Consider the following 21,482-nt stretch of genomic DNA (forward strand, 5'->3'; position numbering starts at 1 on the left):
GCCTGCGGTGTCTGCGGGGTCAGGCGCCGGGCCTGTTGTCCGGGCAGTCGGCTTCGGTCCAGGTCGCGGTCAAGTCGCGGCTGACGACGGTGAGGGATCCGGCGAGGAAGCCGATCTCGTGACTGCATCCGTGGTCGTGAGGAAGGATCTCGTCCAGCGTGACCGGGCCGAAGCCGGTCCGGTCCGCCGGGTCGTGGGTGAGAGCGCGGACCCCCTGGTACCGGATGCTCAGGTCTTCTTCGTGTTTCCAGCAGTTGTGGCGGAAGCCGAGCTGCAGCCAGTCCTCGCCGTCCGTCGTTCCGCGCAGCAGCGTGTCGAGCACGAGGTCTTTCACGCACCGCTTGCCGGGGAAGCAGTAGTGCTCCGGGTCGGCGGCGAACGCCCGGGCGCCGGGCGGGAGCTCGGCCGAGAGCGCGTGCAGCAGACGGAGATATGCCTGGGCATCGAGGTAGTTGCCCGTCCCGGTCGCTTCCACTCTGACGTACTTCATCGCGGCACCAGCTTATTCGGTGGCTCGCGCACCCGGCCCCATGCAACCGTCGCGGACATGGAGATCAACTACGCCTGGCGAGCCGACCTGACCGACGCGCAGCTCGTCGCCCTCACCGAAGCGCACGGCGGCAACGCCGAACCCGGCTGGTGGGACCGGGCGCGGCAGCACAGTCTCGGCTGGGTCAGCGCGTACGACGGGACCGAACTCGTCGGCTTCGCGAACGTCGCGTGGGATGGCGCGGACCACGCCTTCCTCCTCGACCCGAAGGTGCACTCCGGCTGGCAGCACCGCGGCATCGGCACCGAACTCGTCCGGCGCGCCCGCGACGCCGCCCGGGACGCGGGCTGCGAGTGGCTGCACGTGGATTTCGAACCGCACCTTCGGCCGTTCTACTTCGGTGCCTGCGGGTTCGCCTCCACCGACGCGGGGTTGATCCGGCTCACGGCGAGCTGATCCGGCGCGGCCGGTCCGGGAACGATTACCGTGGGGACCGTGACCACGGCTGCGTTCTTCTCCTCGTTCGAAGCGGGCGATCCGCAGCCGGTCGCGGGGGCGCGGGTGGACAGCGGGCCGCGCCGGTCGCCGACGGCGAAGACGGGTGTCGGGTTCACCGGGGCGAAAGCCCTTCGGTACCAGGCAGGGCCGACGGTCACGCTGTTCGAGGTGGACATTCCGGTCACCGGCCACAGTGCACTGTCGTATGTGGTCTTCCCGGCGTCCGACGGCCCGGTGCCGAGCTATCGCAGCACGTACGTCGCGCTCGATCTCGAGTTCGACGACGGCAGCCGCGCCGGGTTCTCCCCTGAGCCGAAGAGGCTCTACGTCGATCAGTGGAACCTGGTGCGTCGTCCGCTGAAAGCGTTCGCGGGACGGCGAGTGCGGCGGATTCTGCTGACCACCGGCTTCGACGGCGACGCGACGGGCTGGCTGGACGACGTCCGGATCGCCGAGCATCCGCCACAGCGCAAGGATCCGGTCGACTGGGTCCGCACGACGCGCGGCACGCATTCCAGCAACGAGTTCTCGCGCGGCAACACGTTCCCGGCCACCGCGGTCCCGCACGGGTTCACCTTCTGGACCCCAGTCACCGACGCGCGGGCGCTGAACTGGTTCTATTCCTACCACCGGCACAACGACGACCGGAACGAGCCGCGGCTGCAGGCGTTCGGGCTCAGCCACCAGCCGAGCCCGTGGATGGGCGACCGGCACACCTTCCACCTGATGCCCGGCACCGGCGCGGTCGAGCCGGATCGCGGGCGGCGTTCGCTGGCGTTCAGCCACGACGACGAGACCGACCGGCCGCACCATTACCGCGTCCGGTTCCGCGGCGGCATCACCGCCGAGGTCGCACCGGCCGAGCACGCGGCGATGTTCCGGTTCGCCTTCCCTGCGGAGCGGGGCTGGGTGCTGTTCGACAACGCCCGCAACCGCGGCGGGATCCGGATCGACGCCGAGCACGGGATCGTCACCGGCCACACCTGGGTGCGGAGCGGGCTGTCGACCGGTGCGCGGCGGATGTTCGTCTACGCGGAGGCTGATCAACGGCCCTCCGGCGGCGGGCGGATCCGGCGGCCGTTCTGGCGGACGGTGACCGGAAGCCTGGAGTTCGCCGAGCCCGAGGTGACGCTGCGGATCGCGACGTCGCTGATCAGCCTCGCGCAGGCGAAACGCAACCTGGCACTGGAAATCCCGGCGGGCACTGCCTTCGGCCAAGTCCGGGACCAGGCCCGCGAACGCTGGCAGGAGGTGCTCGGCCGGGTCGAGTTGGAGGGCGCGTCCGAGGACGAGCTGACCACCTTCTACTCCAGCCTCTACCGGCTGTTCCTGTACCCCAACGTCGCCCACGAGAACACCCCGCGCGGCATCCGGCACGCGAGCCCGGTCGTGCGGAGTTTCCGGCCGAGCACCCGGCGGCGCACCGGCGCGAAGGTCGTGGACGGCGAGTTGTACGTCAACAACGGCTTCTGGGACACCTACCGCACCGCCTGGCCCGCGTACGCGCTGCTCGCGCCGCGCCAGTGCGGCCGGATGATCGACGGTTTCGTGCAGCAGTACCGCGAAGGCGGCTGGATCGCCCGCTGGTCCTCCCCCGGCTACGCCGACCTGATGACCGGCACCAGCTCCGATGTCGCGTTCGCCGACGCGTATCTGAAAGGCGTCACGAACTTCGACGTCGAGGCCGCCTACGACGCCGCGCTCAAGAACGCCACCGTCGCCCCGCCGCGCGCGGGCGTCGGCCGCAAAGGACTCCACCGCTCCCCGTTCCTCGGCTACACCCCGACCTCGACGCGAGGCGGCCTGTCCTGGGCGCTCGAAGGCTGTCTCAACGACTTCGGCCTCGCCAACCTGTCCGACGCGCTAGCCCGGGAAAGCAGCGGCGCACGCGCGCGGCGGTTCGCCGACAACGCCGTCTACTTCCGCCGGCGCGCCCAGCACTACGTCAACCATTTCGACGAACGGATCGGCTTTTTCCAGGGCCGCACCCTCGACGGCGGCTGGCGGCACCCGGCCGCCGGGTTCGACCCGCGGGCGTGGGGACCGGATTTCGTGGAGACGAACGCCTGGAACACCGCGTTCCCCGTGTCTCACGACGGTCCCGGCCTCGCCGCGCTCCACGGCGGCCCGTCGGCGCTGGAAGCGAAGCTGGACGAGTTCTTCCGCACCCCGGAGACCGGACAGGACGGCCGGATCCACGAGATGACCGAGGCCCGGGACGTGCGGATGGGCCAGTACGGGCATTCCAACCAGCCCTCGCACCACATCCCGTTCGTCTACGCCTTCGCCGGGGCGCAGGCGAAACTGCAGCGGACCGTGCGCGAAGTGCTGCGCCGGCTGTACCTCGGCAGCGAACTCGGCCAGGGCTATCCCGGGGACGAGGACAACGGGGAAATGTCGGCCTGGTATGTCTTCACCGCCCTCGGTCTCTACCCGCTGACCGTCGGCAGCCCGCGGTACGCGGTGTGCGCGCCGCTGTTCCGCTCCGCCACCGTGCATCTCGACAACGGAAAGGACCTGGTGATCCGAGCACCCCGCGCCGCGACCGCCGACAGCGCGACCGACACGCCGTACGTCCACGGCCTGACTGTCGACGGCGAACCGCACCCTTCGGCCACTCTCGCGCACGCAGTCCTAGCCCGCGGCGCAGTACTGGAGTTCGACGTCCGCGCCGAGCCCGGCGACTGGGGCGCCGAACCGGTCACCCCGGTCGCCCCCGCCCCGCTGCGCGACCTCTCCGGCAACGGGATCGCCGCTCTGACGGACAACACCAGCCGCACCCAGGCCGTCTTCCGCACGCCCCGGCCCACCATCGCTTTCACCGCGGAAGGCGAGCCGCGCGAGGTCGTCCTCTACACGCTCACCTCCGGCAGCAGCGCCGGCGATCCGCAGGACTGGGTGCTCGAAGGCTCCGACGACGGCCACCAGTGGCGGACGCTCGACGAACGCTCCGGCGAGGTGTTCCGCTGGCGGCGCCAGACCCGGCCGTTCGTGCTCGCCGAGCCCGCCGCCTGCCTGCACTACCGGCTGCGGGTCCGCGCCTCGACCCGGCGGCGCGTCGCCCTCGCCCAGTGGGAGCTGCTGGCCCGATGATCACCGACGTACGCAACGCCTTCCTCGACCGGCTGGCGGCGGCCGACCCCGGTCTCGTCCGGCTGCGGCTCGCCGCTTCGGCGGTGCTCGGCATCGTCCTCGCGGTCCTCGCGATGCAACCGCTGCATTTCCCGCTCACCACCACGCTCGTCGCGGCCATCGCGGCGATGATGAGCGCGTTCACCGTCAACGACGCCACCAGCGGCGGCCAGGCCGTCACGCTGCTGCTCGCGCTCGTGGTCGGGGCGGCGTCGATCACCGCCGCCTGTTTCGGCTCCGCCTACGCGCCGCTCGACAGCGTCGTGTTCGTGCTGCTGATCTTCGTCGCGGTGTACGTGCAGCGGTTCGGCGCACGCGGCATCGCGCTCGGGTCGATGGCGTTCTTCCTGTTCTTCTTCCCGATGTTCCTGCAGGCGCATCTCGCGCAGGTGCCGCACCTGCTGATCGCGCTGGCCATCGGCGTCGCGGCGAACGCGGTCGTGCGGTTCCTTCTCCTGCGCCGCAACGCCGAAAGCGAGCTGATCCGCTACCGGCAGGCGTTCCGGGCGCGGCTCGGCGCGGCGGTGCGCGCGACCGAGGCCTACATCTCCTCCGGCGGTTCGGACCGCAGCGACCGGCAGATCCGCACCGCGGTGGAACGCCTGCACGAGGTGGTCCTCCTCATCGAGGACCACGCTCCCGACGTGGTCGACGACCGCCGCGCGGACCAGCTGCGCCGCCGGGTGATCGAGGTGGAACTGGCCGTGCAGTGGCTGGTGATCACCGTGCGGCGGACGTGCTCGCAGCCGCTGCCCGAGGGCGTCGCCGACGATCTCGTGGCCCGGCTGGCCCGGTTCCGGTCGCTGATGGAACGCGACCCGCGCGACCTGCCGCTGATCAGCGAGACCGGCGAGTACAGCCGGATGCTCGTGGAAGGCAGCCGGATCGACGAGCGCGCGCACCCCGGCGACGGCGTCCGCCGCGCGATCGCCGAACTGGCGGTCGCGGACGACCGGGCGCAGCGGATCGCCAGCCGCCAGGCGGAAGTGGACTTCGCCGTCGAGGAGGACGACGAAGACGAGCCGACCAAGGCGTTCGCCTACGACAACCAGACGCGCGGCGCGATCCAGGCCGTCCTCGGCGGCGGGCTCGCCGTGCTGGCCGGGCAGCTGATCTCGCCGCAGCGCTGGTATTGGGCGGTGCTGACGGTGTTCGTCGTGTTCATCGGCACCTCAAGCGCGGGCGCGCGGTTCGTCAAAGGCATGCGCCGCACCGGCGGGACCCTGCTGGGCATCGTCGGCGGCGTCGCGCTGGCGCTGCTGGTCAGCGGGAACACCCCGGCGATTCTCGCGCTGCTGCTGGTCTGCGTCTTCGGCATGGTCTACACCGCGCGGGTCTCGCAGTTCCTGATGGCGTTCTTCGTGACGAGCATGCTGGGGCTGCTCTACAGCCTGCTCGGCACGTTCAGCATCGAGGTGCTGTGGATCCGCGTCGCCGAAACCGCGGTCGGCGCGGCGTGCGGACTGCTCGCCGCCGTCGTCGTGCTGCCGGTCCGCACCCGCGCGGTGATGCTGGACGACATCGCGATCGCGCTCGACGAACTGCACGAATTCGTCGAGTCGGCCGCGACGCTGCTTTCCGGACGCGAGAACGTCAACATCATCGAGATGTCCCGCGATCTCGACCGCGCGGTCGAGCAGGTGCGGCTCACGATCGAACCGCTCACCCACCCGATCAACCTGCGCAGCGCCCGCCGCGACTACGGCTGGCACGTGCTGACCACCTTGGAGGGCATCGCCTTCCGCGCCCGGCACGTGGCCGCCCGCGCGCAGCCCGGCCAGCTCGCCGGCCCGGTCTCCGAGCGGCTGGACCAGTTCGCCGGCCGGATCATCGCGAACGTCGACCTCGTCCACGAGGCGGTCAGCAACCCGGGCGGCGCGCGGCCGCGCAAACTCGTCCGCGACGACGGGACCCCGGTCGCCGACCGGATCGACGAGGCCGAGACCCGCGCGGTGCTGTCCAGCCTGAGCCACCTCGACGAGGGGCTCATCGCGCTCGGCCGGGTTTTAGGCGTCGGCGCGCAGGACCCGCCGCGGCACAGCTGACCTACGCGGAGGCCGCGTCGAGCGTGCGCAGCTCGTCGTCGCTCAGCTCCACGTCGTGGATCGCGACCAGCGCCGGGACCTGCTCGACCGTGCGCGCGGACGCGATCGGCGCGGTCACCGTCGGCTGCTGCGCCAGCCAGGCCAGCGCGACCGTCGCCATCTCCACCCCACGCGCCTTCGCGACCTCCTCCAGCGCCGCGAGCACCTTCACGCCCAGCTCGGTGTCCGCGTAACCGCCCGCCAGCCCGGGCAGGTTGCGGACGTTGTCCACCTGCTGACCGGGCCGGTACTTGCCGGTCAGAAACCCGGACGCCAGACCGAAATACGGCACGCAGGACAGCCCGTGCCGCTCCACGATCGGACGCTTCCCGCTCTCGTACTCTTCCCGCGCCACCAGGTTGTATTTCGGCTGCAGCGCGACGTACTTGGCCAGCCCCTCGCGATCGGAGAACTCCAGCGACGCGGACAGCCGCTCCGGGCTGATGTTGGACGCCGCGATCGCCCGGACCTTGCCTTCCTTCACCAAGCCGTCGAGCGCGGCGACGATGTCCTCGACCGAAACCGACTCGTCGTCGAAATGCGTGTAGTACAGGTCGATCCGCTCGATCCCCAGCCGCCGCAACGATTCCTCGGCCGCGGCCTTGATGTTCGCCGGCGCGAGCCCCTTGAACCGCGGGTTGTCCCCCACCTTCGTCGCGACGACCACGCCGTCCCGGTTCCCGCGCGAGGCGAGCCATTTGCCGATGATGCGCTCGGACTGCCCCGCCTCGTTGCCCGGGAAGTGGTACATGTACGAATCCGCCGTGTCGAGGAAGTTCCCGCCCGCCTCGGCGTAGGCGTCCAGCACGGCGAACGACACCGATTCGTCGGCGGTCCAGCCGAACACGTTCCCGCCAAGGCACAGCGGGGAGACGGCCACGTCGGATGAGCCCAATGTGCGAAGTGCGACCATGATCGCATTCAAGCACTCCGCAGCGGGCAAATGCCCGTGGCGGCACGACATTCTGCCCGCCCGTACCTGAACTCCACAGCGCCGGACTGGCGCACGGGGACCTGACTTCGTCCCAAGTCCGGCTCACCGCCCGCGCGCCCGGCGCCGAACCGTCCGACGACGCGCTCGCGCTCTCGCTCGGCAACCTGCTCGCCGCTGTGGCACAAGCCGCTTCGACCCGGCCGTCGTCGTTCAGCGGGCGAACGCGGGCGGAGCCCCCATCGGACTGAGGTGCATCCCAGCGATCTGCCAGCCGTCCTCCCCTCGGACAAGCACCTGCGTCGCCCGGAACGTCCCGTCCACGCGGTTGCCCTGGTGCGTCGCTTCCTGATCGTGCACGCCGATCGCTATCGCCGTGTCGCCGTGCACGCGGACCTCGACGTCGCGCCAGTCGAGCCGCTGGGTCGCCAGCGCGCCGGACCGGTAGCGGTCCAGCCACTGCTCCCGGTCGAGCACGAACCCGAGCGGTCCGACGAGCCGGAACCCGTCGGCGACCAGGCCGCCCAGCGTGTCCGCGTCGCCCGCCATTTCCGCTGCTGCCCAGCGTTTGCCCAGCTCAGAGATCTCCGTGACGGTCATGGCGCCCTCCAGTACTCGCTCGATGAGACACCACAAACGTTAGATATCTAATCGTTCGTCGTCAAATGGTTAGAGTTCGACGACCCTGCGGTACCGTCCTGACCGTGCCCCGACCCGCCACCCCGCCGCTCGGCGTCCTCCTCGCCCGCACCGCCAAGACCGCAGGCCAGGCATTCGACCGCGCCCTCGCCGAGGTCGGCGGATCCCAGCCGGTCTGGCAGATCCTCATCGCGCTCAAAACCCGCCGGCACGCGAGCCAGCGCGAACTCGCCGACGCCGTCGGCATCCAGGGCGCGACGCTCACCCACCACCTCAACGGCATGGAAACCGCGGGCCTGCTCACCCGCACCCGCGACCCGGAAAACCGGCGCGTGCACCAGGTCGAACTCACCGACCACGGCGAACGGACCTTCCACCGCCTCGCCGACGCCGCGATCGCCCACGACAAGCGGATGCGCCGCGGATTCACCGACGACGAGATCGCGACCCTGGCCGCATTGCTGACCCGGCTCGCGGAAAACGTCACGCCGACGGACCCGTGAGCGTCCGAGGAAACGCTCACGGGTCCGGATCGGGCGGTTACCGGACTCCCGGGCAGGTCTTCCACGCGAAGTGGTAGACGGTCTGGACGCTGCCGTCCGTCGAGTCCATCGTCAGGAAACTCGTCGTCTTCGCCGGATCGGAACTTCCGGCATACGTCCGCAATTCCGTGTTGATGTTCAGGTTGCGCTCCTGGCCGCACGGCTCGTAGATAATCGCATCGATATCCGTCGAATCCGAGAACTGCCAGTCATTGTCGTAGAATCCGTCGAGCCGATGCGTCACGAACGCCGTCGGCGAGTTTCCCTGGAAATAGTAGTTCGCCCGCTCCACGCCGTACGCGCCCTTTTCCAGATGTCCGAACCCGCGGTAGTCCGCCGAGGCGATTCCGTAGGTGAACCCCTGCGGCACGTGCACGCGCAGGCCGATCTGGCAGTTCTTGCGGAAGTCCGTCGGCTGCGCGCCGACGCCGACCTGCGCGGTGTACTGGCTGTAGGTGACGGTGAAAGCGGTGTTGTCCGCCGAAACGGAAACCGCGGCCGTGTCCGGCGGGCAGCCGGTGCCGTTCACCGTCGCCACGTCGATGATAATTTTGTCCGGCGGGGGATTCTGCGGCCAAGAATGCGGGGTAATAGTCGAAGAAAGCGCCAAAAGTGCAGCGGTCATCGTGGTAAGCATGGGTTCCTTCCCATTACTTCCGGGTGGGTGGGGGTTTCGACAGGGTAGCGCAAGAACTGCGGGCAGAGTCCCACTGAATGGAGCAACGCCACTGCTTAGCTGTACACAGCAACGTGTTCACAATCCGTTGACAAAAGCTATTATGGACAATTGACGAATCAACAAAAATGATTCAAAAATACACGAGACAGAACCACCCGCCCGGCTGGTCCGGACAATCCGGCGAAAACGACCGGGAAAACCTGGCAATCGGGACAGTTCGCGCGTCGCCCCCGGTTCCGCGCCGACCCGGCATTCCCGGGGCAATCCGGCGGGCCGCCCCGGCTCCGCACCACCTCGCGAAACGCGGCGGCCCCGCACCCGCCGCGCCCGCGCGCACCCGCAACTCGATCGTGATCTCGAGTTACGCCCTTCGCCCCACGACTTAAGGCGGATCGCCCCGGGCCGCGAACGTGATCCTGGCTACCGTGACTGGACGCACCCGGACGACGCCCGCCGGTAGGGCTAGCATCCTCGGTACTAGCCAAAGTCGTCTCAAGCTGGAGAAGCGCAATGACCCAAGCCCCTGTCAACGTCACCGTCACCGGTGCGGCCGGCCAGATCGGCTACGCGCTGCTGTTCCGCATCGCGTCCGGTCAGCTGCTCGGCGCCGACACCCCGGTGAAGCTGCGGCTCCTGGAGATCCCCCAGGCGGTCAAGGCGGCTGAGGGCACCGCGATGGAGCTGGACGACGGCGCGTTCCCGCTGCTGGCCGGCATCGACATCTTCGACGACCCGAAGCAGGCCTTCTCCGGCGCGAACATCGGCCTGCTGGTCGGAGCCCGCCCGCGCAGCAAGGGCATGGAGCGCGGCGACCTGCTCGAGGCCAACGGCGGCATCTTCAAACCCCAGGGCGAGGCCATCAACGCCGGCGCGGCCGACGACATCAAGGTCCTGGTGGTCGGCAACCCGGCCAACACCAACGCGCTGATCGCCCAGCAGCACGCCCCCGACGTGCCCGCCGACCGCTTCACCGCGATGACCCGCCTCGACCACAACCGCGCGCTGGCCCAGCTGGCCAAGAAGCTCGGCGTCGCCGTGACCGACCTCAAGAAGGTCGCGATCTGGGGCAACCACTCGGCCACGCAGTACCCGTCGGTGCAGCACGCCGAGGTCAACGGCAAGAACGTCGCCGAGGCCATCAACGACCAGGCGTGGCTCGCCGACACCTTCATCCCGACCGTCGCCAAGCGCGGCGCCGCGATCATCGAGGCCCGCGGCCTGTCTTCGGCCGCGTCCGCCGCGTCCGCCGCGATCGACCACGTCTACACCTGGGTCAACGGCACCCCCGAGGGCGACTGGACCTCGGCCGGCGTCGTCTCCGACGGCTCCTACGGCGTCCCGGAGGGCCTCATCTCCTCCTTCCCGGTCACCGCGAAGGACGGCAAGTACGAGATCGTGCAGGGCCTGGAGATCGACGAGTTCTCCCGCCCGCGCATCGACGCCTCCGTGGCCGAACTCGCCGAGGAGCGCGACGCGGTCCGCAAGCTGGGCCTGATCTGAGGTTCGTTTTCCGCGATGGCCGTCCCGGTTTCGGGGCGGCCATCGTTCGTTTTCGCGTCTGTAGCGATGTTTGAGTAGTGCGCGACGTCCGAGATTGGACGACCAGTGAAGTCTCTTCTCATCGCCGACCGTATAGGTCGTTATACAGTTGAGAGTAGCTCGTGGACGCGGTGGGCGACGCCGAAGTCGGGCACCGTGCGGGTGCCGTTCCGGAGGTCCGCGGCCAACCGTTCGTAGACCCGGCCCACATTCGCGGCCTGGACGGGCAATGCGCTGGTCTCGTCGACCGGGACCACTGTCCACTCCGGACTCCCCGGACGCGACAGGCGAAGGTCGAGCCTGCCGATCTGCAGTTGCGCGGCCCACTGATCAGTCTCCGGCGCCGAGGTCAGCGCGAGATTCCCTGCGGTGCCCGCGATCTCGAGCCGTGTCCGGGGCAGCGCCGCTTCCCCGTCGTGCAGATGAACGGACACCACTGCCCCGCCGTCGAGTTCGGCGTGGGCGAGAAAATGGTCCGGTGCCGTGACCACGAGCCGCTCCCCTGTCTCGGCGACGCGATGCGCGCCATTGCGGATCGCGGTCCGGGCGGTCAGTTGGCGGATCGGCCCGAGCAGGTACTGCACCAGGTCGAGCGCGTGTCCGCCGAGGACTTCGACCAATCCGGCACCGCTGCGGCGGTCGTAGGTGTAGGCCGTCCAACCGGGAACATCCCGGGTATTTCCCTTGCTGCGCGAGCTATAGAGGGTCGCGGACTGGACGGTGCCGACCTCGCCCTCGGCGAGCATCGCGCGGGCCCGGGAAACAGCGGGCGAGAACCGCGCCTGCAGCCCTACCGCCGTGTGCACCCCAGCCCGCTCCCCCGCCTCCGCCAGTGCGGCAGCTTCCGCCGCGGTCGTCGTTAACGGCCACTCACAGTAGACGTGCTTGCCCGCCGCCAGCGCGGCTGTCACCAGCTCGACATGCGCAGGCACCTTCACCGTGACCACGACCAGGTCGACCTCAGGATGTTCGGCGAGACTCCGCGCGTCGGTAAAGGCGTGTCGTGCTCCGAAGCGTTCGCGCGCCTCTTCCGCACTGCTGATGCGAGTGGTCGCGACGGCGACGAGCGAGAAATCGGGCGACGCCGCGATGGCGGGGACGTGCGCCCGCCCGGCCCAGCCCCGGTCGGGGTTCGCGCCGAGGATTCCGACGCCGATCGGCTTGGTCAAGTCCCCACCTCCATTAAGCGGGTCATGATGTTCCGGTTACGTCACGCTAGCAGAATCGGAACACCATGACCCGCTTGGTTTAGACTGCGGGAATGCCGGACTCCGCCGTCGCCGCCCTGCTCGCCCAAGGCCGTCCGCGCGCTGACGCCCAGCGCAACGTCGAGCGGCTGGTCGCGGCGACCCGCGAAGCGCTCGACGAACTGGGGCTGGCGGTCACGACCCGCGACATCGCCCAGCGCGCGGGCGTCGGCCTCGGCACGCTGTACCGGCGAGTTCCGTCGCTGGACGCGCTCCTCGCGGCGATCCTCACCGACACCATCGACGAGATGACCGACCGTGCCGCGCACGCGCTCGACTCCCCCGACTCGTGGCAGGGCTTCGCCGACTTCGCTGCGACCTACGTCCAGCTGCGTGCGTCCAGCTGCGGGCTGCACGACGCCCTGTCCGGCCGCGGCGAGCGACTTGAGCTGGAGCCGCACGTCAACCGGCTGCAGCGGGCGATGCGTCAGCTCGTCCAGCGGGCGAAAAAGGCCGGCGTGCTCCGCGCCGACCTCGACTGGCGGGACGTGCCGTTCGCGCTCGCCACCGCGATCCCGCCGGACCACACGATCGGTCTCGTCCCGGGCGACGACCAGTGGCGGCGGAATCTGCGCATCATCCTCGACGGCCTGCGCGAATCCCGGGGCGGCCGTTCGAAGGGCAGCGACCGCTAGGGTCGGGCGCATGGCCCGGCTGATCCACCTCAACGGCCCCAGCGGCATCGGGAAATCCACCGTCGCCCGGCGCTACGCCGATCTGCACCCGGGAGTGCTCGATCTCGAAGCCGACCAGGTGATCACGATGATCGGCGGCTGGCAGGCCGCGTTCTGGGACACGCTGACCGCCGCGCGACGGCTCGCGCTCGCCATGGCGGAAACGCATCTGCGGGCCGGATCCGACGTGGTGATGCCGCAGCTGGTGACCCGCCTCGACCAGGCCGAGCGATTCGAGGCGGCAGCTCGTGCGGCAGGCGGCGAGTACGTGGAAATCATGCTCACCGCGCCCCGGGCGCAGGCGAAGGCCCGGTACACCGCGCGCGGTGACCACGCGTCGGACGACGCGATGGCCGAACGGGGCGGACCGGCCGTGCTCGATCGGATCCACGACCACGTCGCGGAGTACCTCCCGCTCCGTCCACAGTGCACAGTGCTGGACACCGAACACCTCGGCCCGGACGAAACGTGCGTGAAAGTCGCGGAGATCGTCGCACGCCGAGCAACGGCCAAGGCCCCGCGTGCACGGAACGGGGACCAAACGGGAAACCCGCCGCCCGGCCCGGCCTGAGCGCGGTATATGTCGAGGAGTGCCAGGACACAGAGCCGACGCGGTCCGGCCGCCGCTTGCCGGGCGGACCGCACTCGCCGCGGCTGATTCCCGCGAACTCCCGCGGACAGCGCCCTTCGCCAGGCCGCCAGCCGATCCCGCGCGGGTCCTTCCGGAAGGGACTCCCATGCCAGAACTCCCGGACTTCCGCATGCCCTGGCTGCTCAGCGCGACCGACGGCGTCGCCCTGCGCGCCCTCGCCGCGGGCCTCCTCGAGAGCACGGCGTCCGACCTCGACCTCGCCTATACCCTCGCGACCCGCACCCCGCTCCCGCTCCGTGTCCTGGTCCCGGCGGGAGACCGAACCGCTCTCGAAGCGGTCGCGAGCGGCGAGACGACCGGCCAGACGGTAGCCGAGCGCCCCGGGCTGACCTTCGTCTCCCGCGGCTCCGAACTCCCGCCGAGAGCGGAAACCGAGCTCTGCCAACGGTTTCCGGTCTTCTCCGAAACCTTCGGCGCGATATTCGGCGACTACCAGGACCGGCTTTTCGCCTTCCAAGCCGCACTCTGCTGTCTGCTGGAGTCTTGGGGCCTGCGCCCGGAGGCCGTCGCCCGCGTGACCAACCGGCCTTGGGACAGCACCAACCTCGTCCTGGACCTCACCCCGTCCTCATTCCGAGATTTGCTCGCCGAACTCGCCTCGTTGCACACCGCGGGCATTCCGGTCGCCTGGAACGAGGTGCTCGCCGGAAGCGGTGCTCAGCAAGTGGATCTGCCCACCGAAACCCTGCTCTACCGCCCTCGGTGGATCCCCGTCCCCGCCAAGCCCGGCAAGGCCGAGATCCTCGAAATCCCCGCCAGCAACGACGTCCACGCCCTCACCGCCTGCACCCTGGACGCTTTGCGCCACCGGCAAAATCACCTCGTCGTCGTCACGACCAACGCCACCGGTCCCGACCCCGATCTCGCGCACGCCGCGGTCTGGGGCCTGCTCACCGCCACCCATCCGGCCAAGATCACCGCCGTCGACCTCGACCGGCCAACCCCCGCCGCCGCGATCCTCGACCTTGCCGGCGGCAGCACCGAACCCCAGCTCGCCCTCCGCGACGGAGCCCCGCACGCCTTCCGGATCTCCCCCGCCACCTGCACCGCCCGGCCGCTCGCTCCGTCCGGCACCGTCCTCGTCACCGGCGGCACCGGCCGGATCGGCGCGCTGCTGGCCGAGCACCTCGTCGCCGAGCACGGCGTCCGGCACCTCGTGCTCGCGAGCCGCAGCGGTCCGGCCGCACCCGCCGCCGAATACCTTCAGACCAGCCTCGACGCGGACGTCCGCATCGCCGCCATCGACGTCGCCGACCCGGACCAAGTGGAAAGCCTCATCGCCTCCTGCGACCCGCCGCTGACCGCCGTCGTCCACTGCGCCGCCGCATGCGACGAACACCTCTATCCGGTTCTGCGCGCCAAAGCCGACTCGGCCTGGATCCTCCACGAAGCGACTAAACACCTGCCGCTGTCGGCGTTCGTGCTCTTCTCTTCCTTCGGCGAAGCTGGACCAGCGAATGCCGCCGCCAACCGGTTCCTCGACGCACTCGCCACCCACCGGCGCGCGAACGGGCTGCCCGCGGTGTCGATCGCGTGGGGCCGATGGGATACCGCTGTCTTCGACGCGGCTCTCGGCAGCGACGAACCGGTCGTCCTCAGCCCCGGCATCGCCGCGGACACGCCGCACCGGGGCACTTTTCCCGCGCTGCTGACGAGTGTCCCGGCCGGAAGATGACATCCGTCATCGGGTCAGGCCGTCGCGAGCCTGAATACTCGGTGCCATGAACAAGATCCGGACCGCCGCCGCGGCCGCCGCCCTCGTCGCGGGATTCTCCGTGCTGGCCCCGGCCGCCGCCGACGCCACCCCCTCGGCACTGACCTTCGGCATCTACCCGCAAGGCTACGCGGGCGGCGGTTCCACCACCGGCAAACCCGACGATCCGGCCAAGGTGCGCAACGCGTTGGCACACCTGCAATCCGGACGCCAGCCGTTCCTGCTCCGCGACTACCTCGGCTGCGACAGCGCCTTCCCGGACCCCGAAATGCAGTACCTCGCACCCGGCCGCCGGCTCGACGTGGTGCTCAGCTACTCCGGCGAAACCATGCCGGAATGGCAGACCTGCGTGGAGAACGCAGTCCACCGCTACGGCCCGGTCGCCGACACGATCTCGGTGACGCTCGAACAGAACGTCCTCCCCCAGCCGAACGGCGACACCGCCTTGGTGCAAGGGGTGATCGCGGGCAAGAAGGCAGCCGACCGGGACGGGTTCGACCGGCTGCAGGTCGGCTTCGACGAGGTCGCCTTCACCCAGCCGTTCACCCAATTCTGGCAGCATCTCGCCGAGCTCGGCGGTGCCGAGTTCAGCCGCTCGGTCGGGTTCGTCGGCATCGACCTCTACCCGGACTCCGGCTTGCCCGGCATCCCGCCCCAGTCCGATCTCGCCGGGTTCGTCCACCAGACCCTGCACACCGTCCGCACCCAGGAGATGCCGATCGCGGGCCTCGGCCGCGACGTCCCGATCCGCGTGTCGGAGAACGGCTGGGCGACGCACACCGCCGACCGCACTCCCGCCGACCAGGCTCGCGCGCTCACCACGGAAATCCTGGCGATCAACCAGGACCGCGTCACCGAGAACGTGGCCAGCTACGAGATGTTCGGCCTGCGGGACGACGTCACCGGCTCCCCCAGCCCGTTCGACAACTTCGGCCTCATGACCGACGACTACACCCCGAAGCCGATGTACTGGCTGTACCGCGGCCTGATCGCGGCCCTCGGCCGCTCCTGAGCGTTTTTTCGCGGTGAACGCGAGCCGGGCGTTAGGCGATTTTTCGCCTAACGCCCGGCCGTATAGGTCGTTATACACTCATCATGCGACGGAAATGTCGTCCGCGTAGATCGGGCTTTGGCCGTACCAGCCGTGGACGTACACCGTCACCGCGCCGGACGAGCCGGTCGTGAACGGGATCGAGAGCTTGGTCCAGCTGGAGTTGGCGGTCCACGAACTGGCCGTCGCTCCCCCGCGGACCCCGGCGTAGGCGTATCCGCCCTGGACCCACGCCGTCAGCGTGTAGGCGTGGTTCGGGGCGAGCGTCAGGTTCTGCGCCGCTTCCCCGGTGGTCGACGCCGTCGGCGACACCTGCAGGGCGTGACTGCCGCCGTGCACCGGCGAGGACACGATCTTGCCGCCGCTCCACGGGCTCAGCGCACCGGTTTCGAAGTTGCCGTTGATGACGCTGCCGGTCGGGCTGGTTCCGTTGACAGTCAACGTGTACGTCGCGGTGTGGCTGCCGCCGCCGGTCACCGAGCCGGTGATGGTCAGCGGGTAGACGCCGGGCTGCGTCGCGGCGGTCGTGGTGATCGACAGGTTCGCGCTCTCCCCCGCCTTTACCGTCGACGGGCTGATCGAAGCGGTCACTCCGCCCGGCGCGCCGCTCACCGAAAGCGAAACCTGCTGCGCCGTACCGGAAGTCACCGCGGTGGCCACCTTCGCGGTCGCCGAACCGCCGGGGTCGACCGAAGCCGAGCCCGGGCTCGCCGACACCGAGAAGTCGTTGCCCGGCACCGGGGCCCCGCCGGTGAACGGGGCGAACGTGTGGCTGAAATACCACTGGTCCTGCGGGATGCCGGAGCACGTGTCCTGCGCGCCGGTGCCGGGGCAGCTGCCGTTGTCGCGCTGCAGCGCCCAGAACGACAGCAGGTTGATGCCCTTGGACACGGCCCAGTTGTAGACGGTGGTCGCGTCGGCGGTGGTGAACGTTTCGGCCGCGCCGAAGTCGTCGATGCCCGGCATCTCGGTGACGCCGACCATCCCCCACAGCTGTTGCTGCGTCTTGTCCGGGTACAGCGACGCCAGCTGCGACACCAGCCCGGTCGCGGCGGTCTGGGTGTCCTGCGCCATGTTGTGGGTGGCGTTGTCGTAGTAGTCGAAGGTCATCAGGTTGACCACGTCGACCTTGGCCCCGTTGGACACCGCGTTCCGCAGCACGTCCAGCGCGCTGGTCAGGCCGCTGGTGGTGGTCGGCAGCGTGTAGGAGATCTGCACCTGCCGCCCGTTGGCCGCGGCCCAGTCCTGGACCTTCTTGATCGCCTTGTTCCGGCGGTCGATGCCGGCGGAGTTGGTCAGCGAGTTGTCCTCGATGTCCATGTCCAGGCGCGGCACGTCGTAGGTGGTGATCAGCGATTCGTACGCCGCGGCGATCTGGTCGACGTTCGTGCAGCTGTCGGCGATCTCGGTGGCGTTGTGGTCGGCGGTGTAGCCGCCGAACGACGGGATCACGTCGCCGCCGCGCGAGCGGATGGTGCGGAAGTCCGCGCCGAAGGAGGAGTCCGCCACCGGCAGGCTCGCATCGCCGTTCCAGAGGACGGTGCACGAACCCGAGGAGGCGGTCTGCAGGAAGGCCATCGTCAGGTGCTTGACGCCGGCTTCCTGGGCCATCGCGGCGGGGCTCTGGCCGTTCCAGGATTCGAAGTAGGGCGCGAACACGTGATTCGGCAGCGGGGTCGCGGCGGCGTGCGCGGGCGCCGCGGCGGCGACCAGCACGCCGAGCGGAGCCGCGGCGGCGGCCAGGACAGCGGACAATCGGGACAAGTGACTTCTTCGTCGCATGCGGGCTCCAGTGCCGAAAAGGGGGCCGTGCGGCGGCGGGCACGGCCGGAACCTCCTCAGAATTGGACTGGACCAGTTCACCCGTCAAGGTCTAGACCACTAATGCGGCCGAACGGCCCGGTCGGATCGTCGGGCGCCACCGGGGCCCGGTGGTCCGGTCCGGTGAGTGCCGGTCCCGGTTCCACCTGGGACGAACACTCACCGGAACCGCTGGTCAGCCCACCTGTTCCCGGGCCGGAGCCGGCGCGCCGAGCGCGAGTTTCGTCGACCGCGTGGTCAGCGAAATCATCGCCGCGGCCAGCGTCGACACCGCCAGGAAGCCGAACGCCGCGGCGAAGCCGAACCTGTCCGCGAGCCAGCCCATCACCAGCGGCGCGAGCACTCCGGCGAGCTGCCCGCCGGTGTTGACCAGGCCCATCCCCGCCCCGACCAGGTCGCGCGGCAGCACCCGCAGCGGCAGCCCGACGATGCCGATCGACGCGAGGCCGCTGATGAACATCGCGACGGTCTGCAGCACGGTGAACCCGGTCGCCGAATCCGACAGCAGCATCGCGACGAGCACCCCGGCCGCGGCGACGAGCGCGGGCACCACGAGCCAGCGCGGCCGGTGGTCGAAGTACCGGCTCATCAGCCAGCCGCCGAGCAGCACCGCCGCGGCGCTGACCAGCTGCGGGATCGCCGCCGAGACCCCCGCCGCGACCAGCGAAAGCCCCTTCGTCTCCACCAGGTACGACGGGACCCAGGTGATCATCCCGTAGGCGAGCATGTTGAAGCAGGCGAACATCGCCGCGCAGCGGATCACCAGCCGGTTCCGCAGCACCTGCGACACCGGCACCTTCACTGGAGCGACGTGTGCCTCCGGCTCGGTCAGCTCGCGCGGCAGCGCCGCCGGCAGCAGCCGCCACAACGCCAGCCCGACGATCAGCCCGGCCACCGCGACGATCCAGAACGTGTGCCGCCATCCCGCCGCGACCACCAGCGGCGCGACCAGCAGCGGCCCGAGCCCGGCTCCGACCGAGTTGGACGCCAGCAGCAGCCCCGCGCCGCGGCTGCGTCCTTCCTGCGTCGTGCGTTCGGCCAGCGCCTTGAACGCCGCGCCGGGGAACAACGCCTGCGCGAACCCGAACGCCGCGCGCAGCACCAGCAGCACGACCAGCCCGGGCGCGAACCCGGTGGCGGCGGTGAAGACCGACCAGGCCACCAGCGAAATCACCAGCAACGGCCGCGCGCCGACCCGGTCCGCGAGCAGCCCGCCGGGCATCTGCCCGACCAGATAGGCGATCGCGAACGCGGAAACGACCAGCCCTTGCGTGGTCTTGGAAAGCCCGAACTCGGCGCCGATCAGCGGCAGCGCGACCGCGATCATGACCCGGTCGATGTAATCGATGATGAAGACGCCGACCAGCAGCGCCAACGTGGTCCGTTCGGTCCGCCGCACCACCGGCGCGGAACTGCGAATGCTCACCGTCGGATCCTCCTTGATTCGGCGATGCCGCATTGTGCGGTCATGCACCCCCTCCGCGGCTTCGTCGGATCCACCGACAGTCCGGGCCGGGATTGCGCCGATCCGACGAAGAGGCGGTTCCGCCGCGCGTCAAGCCCGGCTGCGGCGCAGGTCAGCGCATCCGGGCAAGGAGAATCGGCCGTTCGCCTCCGGAAGTTGATCGGACCGGTGAAACGCCAACGGCGGGGCTGGTCATCCCAGCCCCGCCGTATAGGTCGTTATACACCCAGCTTACGCTCCGGCGAGCCCCCGTCGCTTGAGCAGCGGCTCGATCTCCGGGGCGCGGCCGCGGAAGGTCGCGAACGCCTCCATCGGGTCGACGCTGCCGCCGAGGCCCAGCAGGGTCGAGCGGAAGTGGTCGCCGTTTTCCCGCTTCAAGCCGCCGTTCTCGGTGAACCATTCGACGGTGTCCGCGTCGAGCACCTCGCTCCAGATGTAGGAGTAATACCCGGCGCTGTAGCCGCCCGAGAACACGTGGTTGAAGTACGTCGTCCGGTAGCGCGGCGGGACGCTCTCCAATGCCACGCCCGCCTTTTCCAGCGCCTCGGCCTCGAACCGCTGCACGTCCTCCACCCGGTCGTCCGGGCCGAGGCGGTGCCAGGCGAGGTCGAGCAGCGCCGCGGCGAGGTACTCGGTCGTGCGGAAGCCCTCGCCGTACTGCTGCGCGGCCTCCAGCAGCTCGACCTGCCCGGCCGGGAGCGGCTCCCCCGTCTCGTGGTGCTTGGCGTAGTTGGCCAGGATTTCCGGCCAGAACATCCACATCTCGTTGACCTGCGACGGGTACTCGACGAAGTCGCGCGGCACGTTGGTGCCGGTGAACGTCGGGAACTCGACGCCGGACAGCAGCGAGTGCAGCGCGTGCCCGAACTCGTGGAACGCGGTGCGCACCTCGTCGAGCGAGAGCAGGGTCGGCTCCCCCTCGCGCGGTTTGGTCACGTTCAGCACGTTGACCACGACCGTGCGCCGCCCGAGCAGCCGCGACTGGTCCACGAAGTTGTTCATCCACGCGCCGCCGCGCTTGGAATCGCGGGTGTAGTAGTCCATCAGGAACAGGCCGAGCCCGCTGCCGTCGGCGTCGAAGACCTCGAAGATCCGCACCTGCGGGTGGTACTTCGGCAGGTCGTGCCGTTCGGTGAAAGTCAAGCCGTACAACCGGTTCGCGGCCACGAACACGCCGTCGTGCAGCACCCGGTCCAGCTCGAAGTACGGCCGCAGCGCCGCGGCGTCCAGCTGGAACCGCTCGCGCTCCACCTTCGCCGCGTAGAACGCCCAGTCCCACGGCTGCAGCGTCGCGCCCGGCACGTCCGCTTCCAGCAGCTGCTGCAGTTCCGCGGCCTCGGTCCGCGCGTTCGCGACCGCCACCGGCGCGAGCCGCTCCAGCAGCCCGCCAGCGGCCTCGACGGTCTTGGCCGTCTCGTCCGCGATCACGTACGCCGCGTGGTTCGGGTAGCCCAGCAGCGCGGCCCGCTCGGCCCGCAACCGCGTGATCTCCTCGACGATCGCGTTGTTGTCGTACTCGTTGCCGCGGTTGCCGCGCGAGACCGAAGCGGTGAAGACCCGCTCGCGCACCGAGCGGTTCTCCAGCGACGCCACGGCCGCCTGCGCGGTGGGCAGCGTCAGGGTCAGCACGTACTTGCCTTCGAGGCCGCGTTCGGCGGCCGTCTGCGCCGCCGCCGCGATCGCGCTTTCGCCGAGCCCGGCCAGTTCCGCCGCGTCGTCGAGCACGACGGCGAGATCATTGGTGTCCCGCAGCAGGTTCTGCGAAAAACGGGTCTGCAGCGTCGAAAGCTGCTCGTTCAGCGCGCGCAGCTTCGCCTGGTCCGCCTCGGGCAGCCCGGCGCCGGCCCGGCTGAAATCGGTGTAGCGCCGTTCCAGCAGCCGCAGTTCCTCCGGGTTCAGGCCCAGCTCGGCACGCTTTTGGTACAGCGCCTCGATCCGGGCGAACAGCCGGGGGTTCAGGTGGATCGCGTCCTGGTGCGCGGCCAGCTTCGGGGCCAGCTCGGCCTGGATCTCCTGGACCTCGTCGGTCGCGTTCGAGCCCGAGATGTTGAAGAACGTGCCGGACACCCGGGTCAGCAGCGCTCCGGCCCGCTCGAGCGCCGCGATGGTGTTCTCGAAGGTCGGCTCGGCCGGGTCCTCGGCGATCCGCTCCACGTCGGCGGCGTGCTCGGCGAGCCCGGCCTCGAAGGCGGGCCGGTAGTGCTCGTCGGCGATCCGGTCGAACGGCGGCAGCTCGTAGGGCAGGTCGCTGGGGGCGGCGAACGGGTTGTCCGGGGAAATCATTCGGGTTTGCGCTCCTGGTTCTCCACAGGGTTCTCCACGTG

The 21,482-nt window shown here is 69.9% G+C and carries 17 protein-coding genes; 9 read left to right on the top strand and 8 right to left on the bottom strand.

Going from position 1 to position 21,482, the window contains the following annotated elements; all coding sequences use genetic code 11:
• Nucleotides 1–19: 19 nt before the first annotated feature.
• Nucleotides 20–490 (bottom strand): hypothetical protein, encoded by a 471-nt coding sequence (locus ACZ63D_RS25540; protein WP_465356857.1) that lies wholly within the window; start codon nt 488–490, stop codon nt 20–22.
• A gap of 57 nt (nt 491–547) precedes the next feature.
• On the opposite strand from ACZ63D_RS25540, the gene ACZ63D_RS25545 reads away from it, so the two are divergent.
• The 3 genes from ACZ63D_RS25545 to ACZ63D_RS25555 are packed head-to-tail and all read left to right on the top strand — an operon-like array spanning nt 548 to nt 6,165.
• Nucleotides 548–946, top strand: a complete 399-nt coding sequence (locus ACZ63D_RS25545; protein ID WP_465356858.1) for a GNAT family N-acetyltransferase — start codon at nt 548–550, stop codon at nt 944–946.
• Between the two features lie 39 nt (nt 947–985).
• A complete protein-coding gene (locus ACZ63D_RS25550) occupies nt 986–4,081 on the top strand; it encodes a GH92 family glycosyl hydrolase (RefSeq protein ID WP_465356859.1) in 3,096 nt (1,031 codons plus the stop codon).
• Entirely contained in the window at nt 4,078–6,165 is a 2,088-nt protein-coding gene (locus tag ACZ63D_RS25555) for an FUSC family protein (protein ID WP_465356860.1), read from the top strand. Before ACZ63D_RS25550 ends, ACZ63D_RS25555 begins: the two co-directional genes overlap by 4 nt.
• Before the next feature lies 1 nt (nt 6,166).
• On the opposite strand, the gene ACZ63D_RS25560 is transcribed toward ACZ63D_RS25555, so the two are convergent.
• Together ACZ63D_RS25560 and ACZ63D_RS25565 are read right to left on the bottom strand one after the other, a co-directional pair.
• Complete coding sequence (locus ACZ63D_RS25560) at nt 6,167–7,117, bottom strand: aldo/keto reductase (protein WP_465356861.1); 951 nt, start codon at nt 7,115–7,117, stop codon at nt 6,167–6,169.
• Between the two features lie 231 nt (nt 7,118–7,348).
• Nucleotides 7,349–7,735: a nuclear transport factor 2 family protein gene (locus ACZ63D_RS25565; protein ID WP_465356862.1), complete on the bottom strand. Its 387-nt coding sequence runs from the start codon at nt 7,733–7,735 to the stop codon at nt 7,349–7,351.
• A 104-nt stretch (nt 7,736–7,839) separates the two neighbouring features.
• Between ACZ63D_RS25565 and ACZ63D_RS25570 the strand changes: the two genes are divergently transcribed.
• On the top strand, nt 7,840–8,277 hold the full coding sequence (locus tag ACZ63D_RS25570) for a MarR family winged helix-turn-helix transcriptional regulator (protein WP_465356863.1): 438 nt from the start codon (nt 7,840–7,842) through the stop codon (nt 8,275–8,277).
• 37 nt (nt 8,278–8,314) lie between these two features.
• On the opposite strand, the gene ACZ63D_RS25575 is transcribed toward ACZ63D_RS25570, so the two are convergent.
• Entirely contained in the window at nt 8,315–8,953 is a 639-nt protein-coding gene (locus tag ACZ63D_RS25575) for a DUF4360 domain-containing protein (protein WP_465356864.1), read from the bottom strand.
• Nucleotides 8,954–9,505: 552 nt separating this feature from the next.
• Here ACZ63D_RS25575 and ACZ63D_RS25580 point away from each other — a divergent pair.
• Nucleotides 9,506–10,495, top strand: a complete 990-nt coding sequence (locus tag ACZ63D_RS25580) for a malate dehydrogenase (RefSeq protein WP_465356865.1) — start codon at nt 9,506–9,508, stop codon at nt 10,493–10,495.
• Nucleotides 10,496–10,635: 140 nt separating this feature from the next.
• On the opposite strand, the gene ACZ63D_RS25585 is transcribed toward ACZ63D_RS25580, so the two are convergent.
• On the bottom strand, nt 10,636–11,703 hold the full coding sequence (locus tag ACZ63D_RS25585; RefSeq protein WP_465356866.1) for a Gfo/Idh/MocA family protein: 1,068 nt from the start codon (nt 11,701–11,703) through the stop codon (nt 10,636–10,638).
• 92 nt (nt 11,704–11,795) lie between these two features.
• On the opposite strand from ACZ63D_RS25585, the gene ACZ63D_RS25590 reads away from it, so the two are divergent.
• The 4 genes from ACZ63D_RS25590 to ACZ63D_RS25605 all read left to right on the top strand — a co-directional run bounded on the left by ACZ63D_RS25590 (nt 11,796) and on the right by ACZ63D_RS25605 (nt 15,833).
• Nucleotides 11,796–12,416, top strand: a complete 621-nt coding sequence (locus tag ACZ63D_RS25590; RefSeq protein WP_465356867.1) for a TetR/AcrR family transcriptional regulator — start codon at nt 11,796–11,798, stop codon at nt 12,414–12,416.
• 10 nt (nt 12,417–12,426) lie between these two features.
• Nucleotides 12,427–13,026: an AAA family ATPase gene (locus ACZ63D_RS25595; protein ID WP_465356868.1), complete on the top strand. Its 600-nt coding sequence runs from the start codon at nt 12,427–12,429 to the stop codon at nt 13,024–13,026.
• A gap of 166 nt (nt 13,027–13,192) precedes the next feature.
• Complete coding sequence (locus ACZ63D_RS25600; RefSeq protein ID WP_465356869.1) at nt 13,193–14,782, top strand: beta-ketoacyl reductase; 1,590 nt, start codon at nt 13,193–13,195, stop codon at nt 14,780–14,782.
• Nucleotides 14,783–14,828: 46 nt separating this feature from the next.
• Nucleotides 14,829–15,833, top strand: a complete 1,005-nt coding sequence (locus ACZ63D_RS25605) for a hypothetical protein (protein WP_465356870.1) — start codon at nt 14,829–14,831, stop codon at nt 15,831–15,833.
• Between the two features lie 81 nt (nt 15,834–15,914).
• Here ACZ63D_RS25605 and ACZ63D_RS25610 read toward each other — a convergent pair whose 3' ends face one another.
• The 3 genes from ACZ63D_RS25610 to ACZ63D_RS25620 form a co-directional block, all read right to left on the bottom strand.
• Nucleotides 15,915–17,654 (bottom strand): glycosyl hydrolase family 18 protein, encoded by a 1,740-nt coding sequence (locus ACZ63D_RS25610; protein ID WP_465356871.1) that lies wholly within the window; start codon nt 17,652–17,654, stop codon nt 15,915–15,917.
• A 214-nt stretch (nt 17,655–17,868) separates the two neighbouring features.
• Nucleotides 17,869–19,119, bottom strand: coding sequence for an MFS transporter (locus ACZ63D_RS25615; protein WP_465356872.1), 1,251 nt, complete (start codon nt 19,117–19,119; stop codon nt 17,869–17,871).
• Between the two features lie 270 nt (nt 19,120–19,389).
• Entirely contained in the window at nt 19,390–21,441 is a 2,052-nt protein-coding gene (locus tag ACZ63D_RS25620; protein ID WP_465356873.1) for a M3 family metallopeptidase, read from the bottom strand.
• Nucleotides 21,442–21,482: the final 41 nt, after the last annotated feature.

Source organism: Amycolatopsis sp. NPDC104775 (assembly GCF_055583325.1).

Coding starts and splice junctions, on each gene's coding strand:
- ACZ63D_RS25580 (WP_465356865.1), top strand. CDS start 9,506: ATGACCCAAGCCCCTGTCAACGTCACCGTCACCGGTGCGGCCGGCCAG.
- ACZ63D_RS25590 (WP_465356867.1), top strand. CDS start 11,796: ATGCCGGACTCCGCCGTCGCCGCCCTGCTCGCCCAAGGCCGTCCGCGC.
- ACZ63D_RS25605 (WP_465356870.1), top strand. CDS start 14,829: ATGAACAAGATCCGGACCGCCGCCGCGGCCGCCGCCCTCGTCGCGGGA.
- ACZ63D_RS25595 (WP_465356868.1), top strand. CDS start 12,427: ATGGCCCGGCTGATCCACCTCAACGGCCCCAGCGGCATCGGGAAATCC.
- ACZ63D_RS25600 (WP_465356869.1), top strand. CDS start 13,193: ATGCCAGAACTCCCGGACTTCCGCATGCCCTGGCTGCTCAGCGCGACC.
- ACZ63D_RS25560 (WP_465356861.1), bottom strand. CDS start 7,117: ATGGTCGCACTTCGCACATTGGGCTCATCCGACGTGGCCGTCTCCCCG.
- ACZ63D_RS25545 (WP_465356858.1), top strand. CDS start 548: ATGGAGATCAACTACGCCTGGCGAGCCGACCTGACCGACGCGCAGCTC.
- ACZ63D_RS25620 (WP_465356873.1), bottom strand. CDS start 21,441: ATGATTTCCCCGGACAACCCGTTCGCCGCCCCCAGCGACCTGCCCTAC.
- ACZ63D_RS25540 (WP_465356857.1), bottom strand. CDS start 490: ATGAAGTACGTCAGAGTGGAAGCGACCGGGACGGGCAACTACCTCGAT.
- ACZ63D_RS25555 (WP_465356860.1), top strand. CDS start 4,078: ATGATCACCGACGTACGCAACGCCTTCCTCGACCGGCTGGCGGCGGCC.
- ACZ63D_RS25575 (WP_465356864.1), bottom strand. CDS start 8,953: ATGCTTACCACGATGACCGCTGCACTTTTGGCGCTTTCTTCGACTATT.
- ACZ63D_RS25565 (WP_465356862.1), bottom strand. CDS start 7,735: ATGACCGTCACGGAGATCTCTGAGCTGGGCAAACGCTGGGCAGCAGCG.
- ACZ63D_RS25610 (WP_465356871.1), bottom strand. CDS start 17,654: ATGCGACGAAGAAGTCACTTGTCCCGATTGTCCGCTGTCCTGGCCGCC.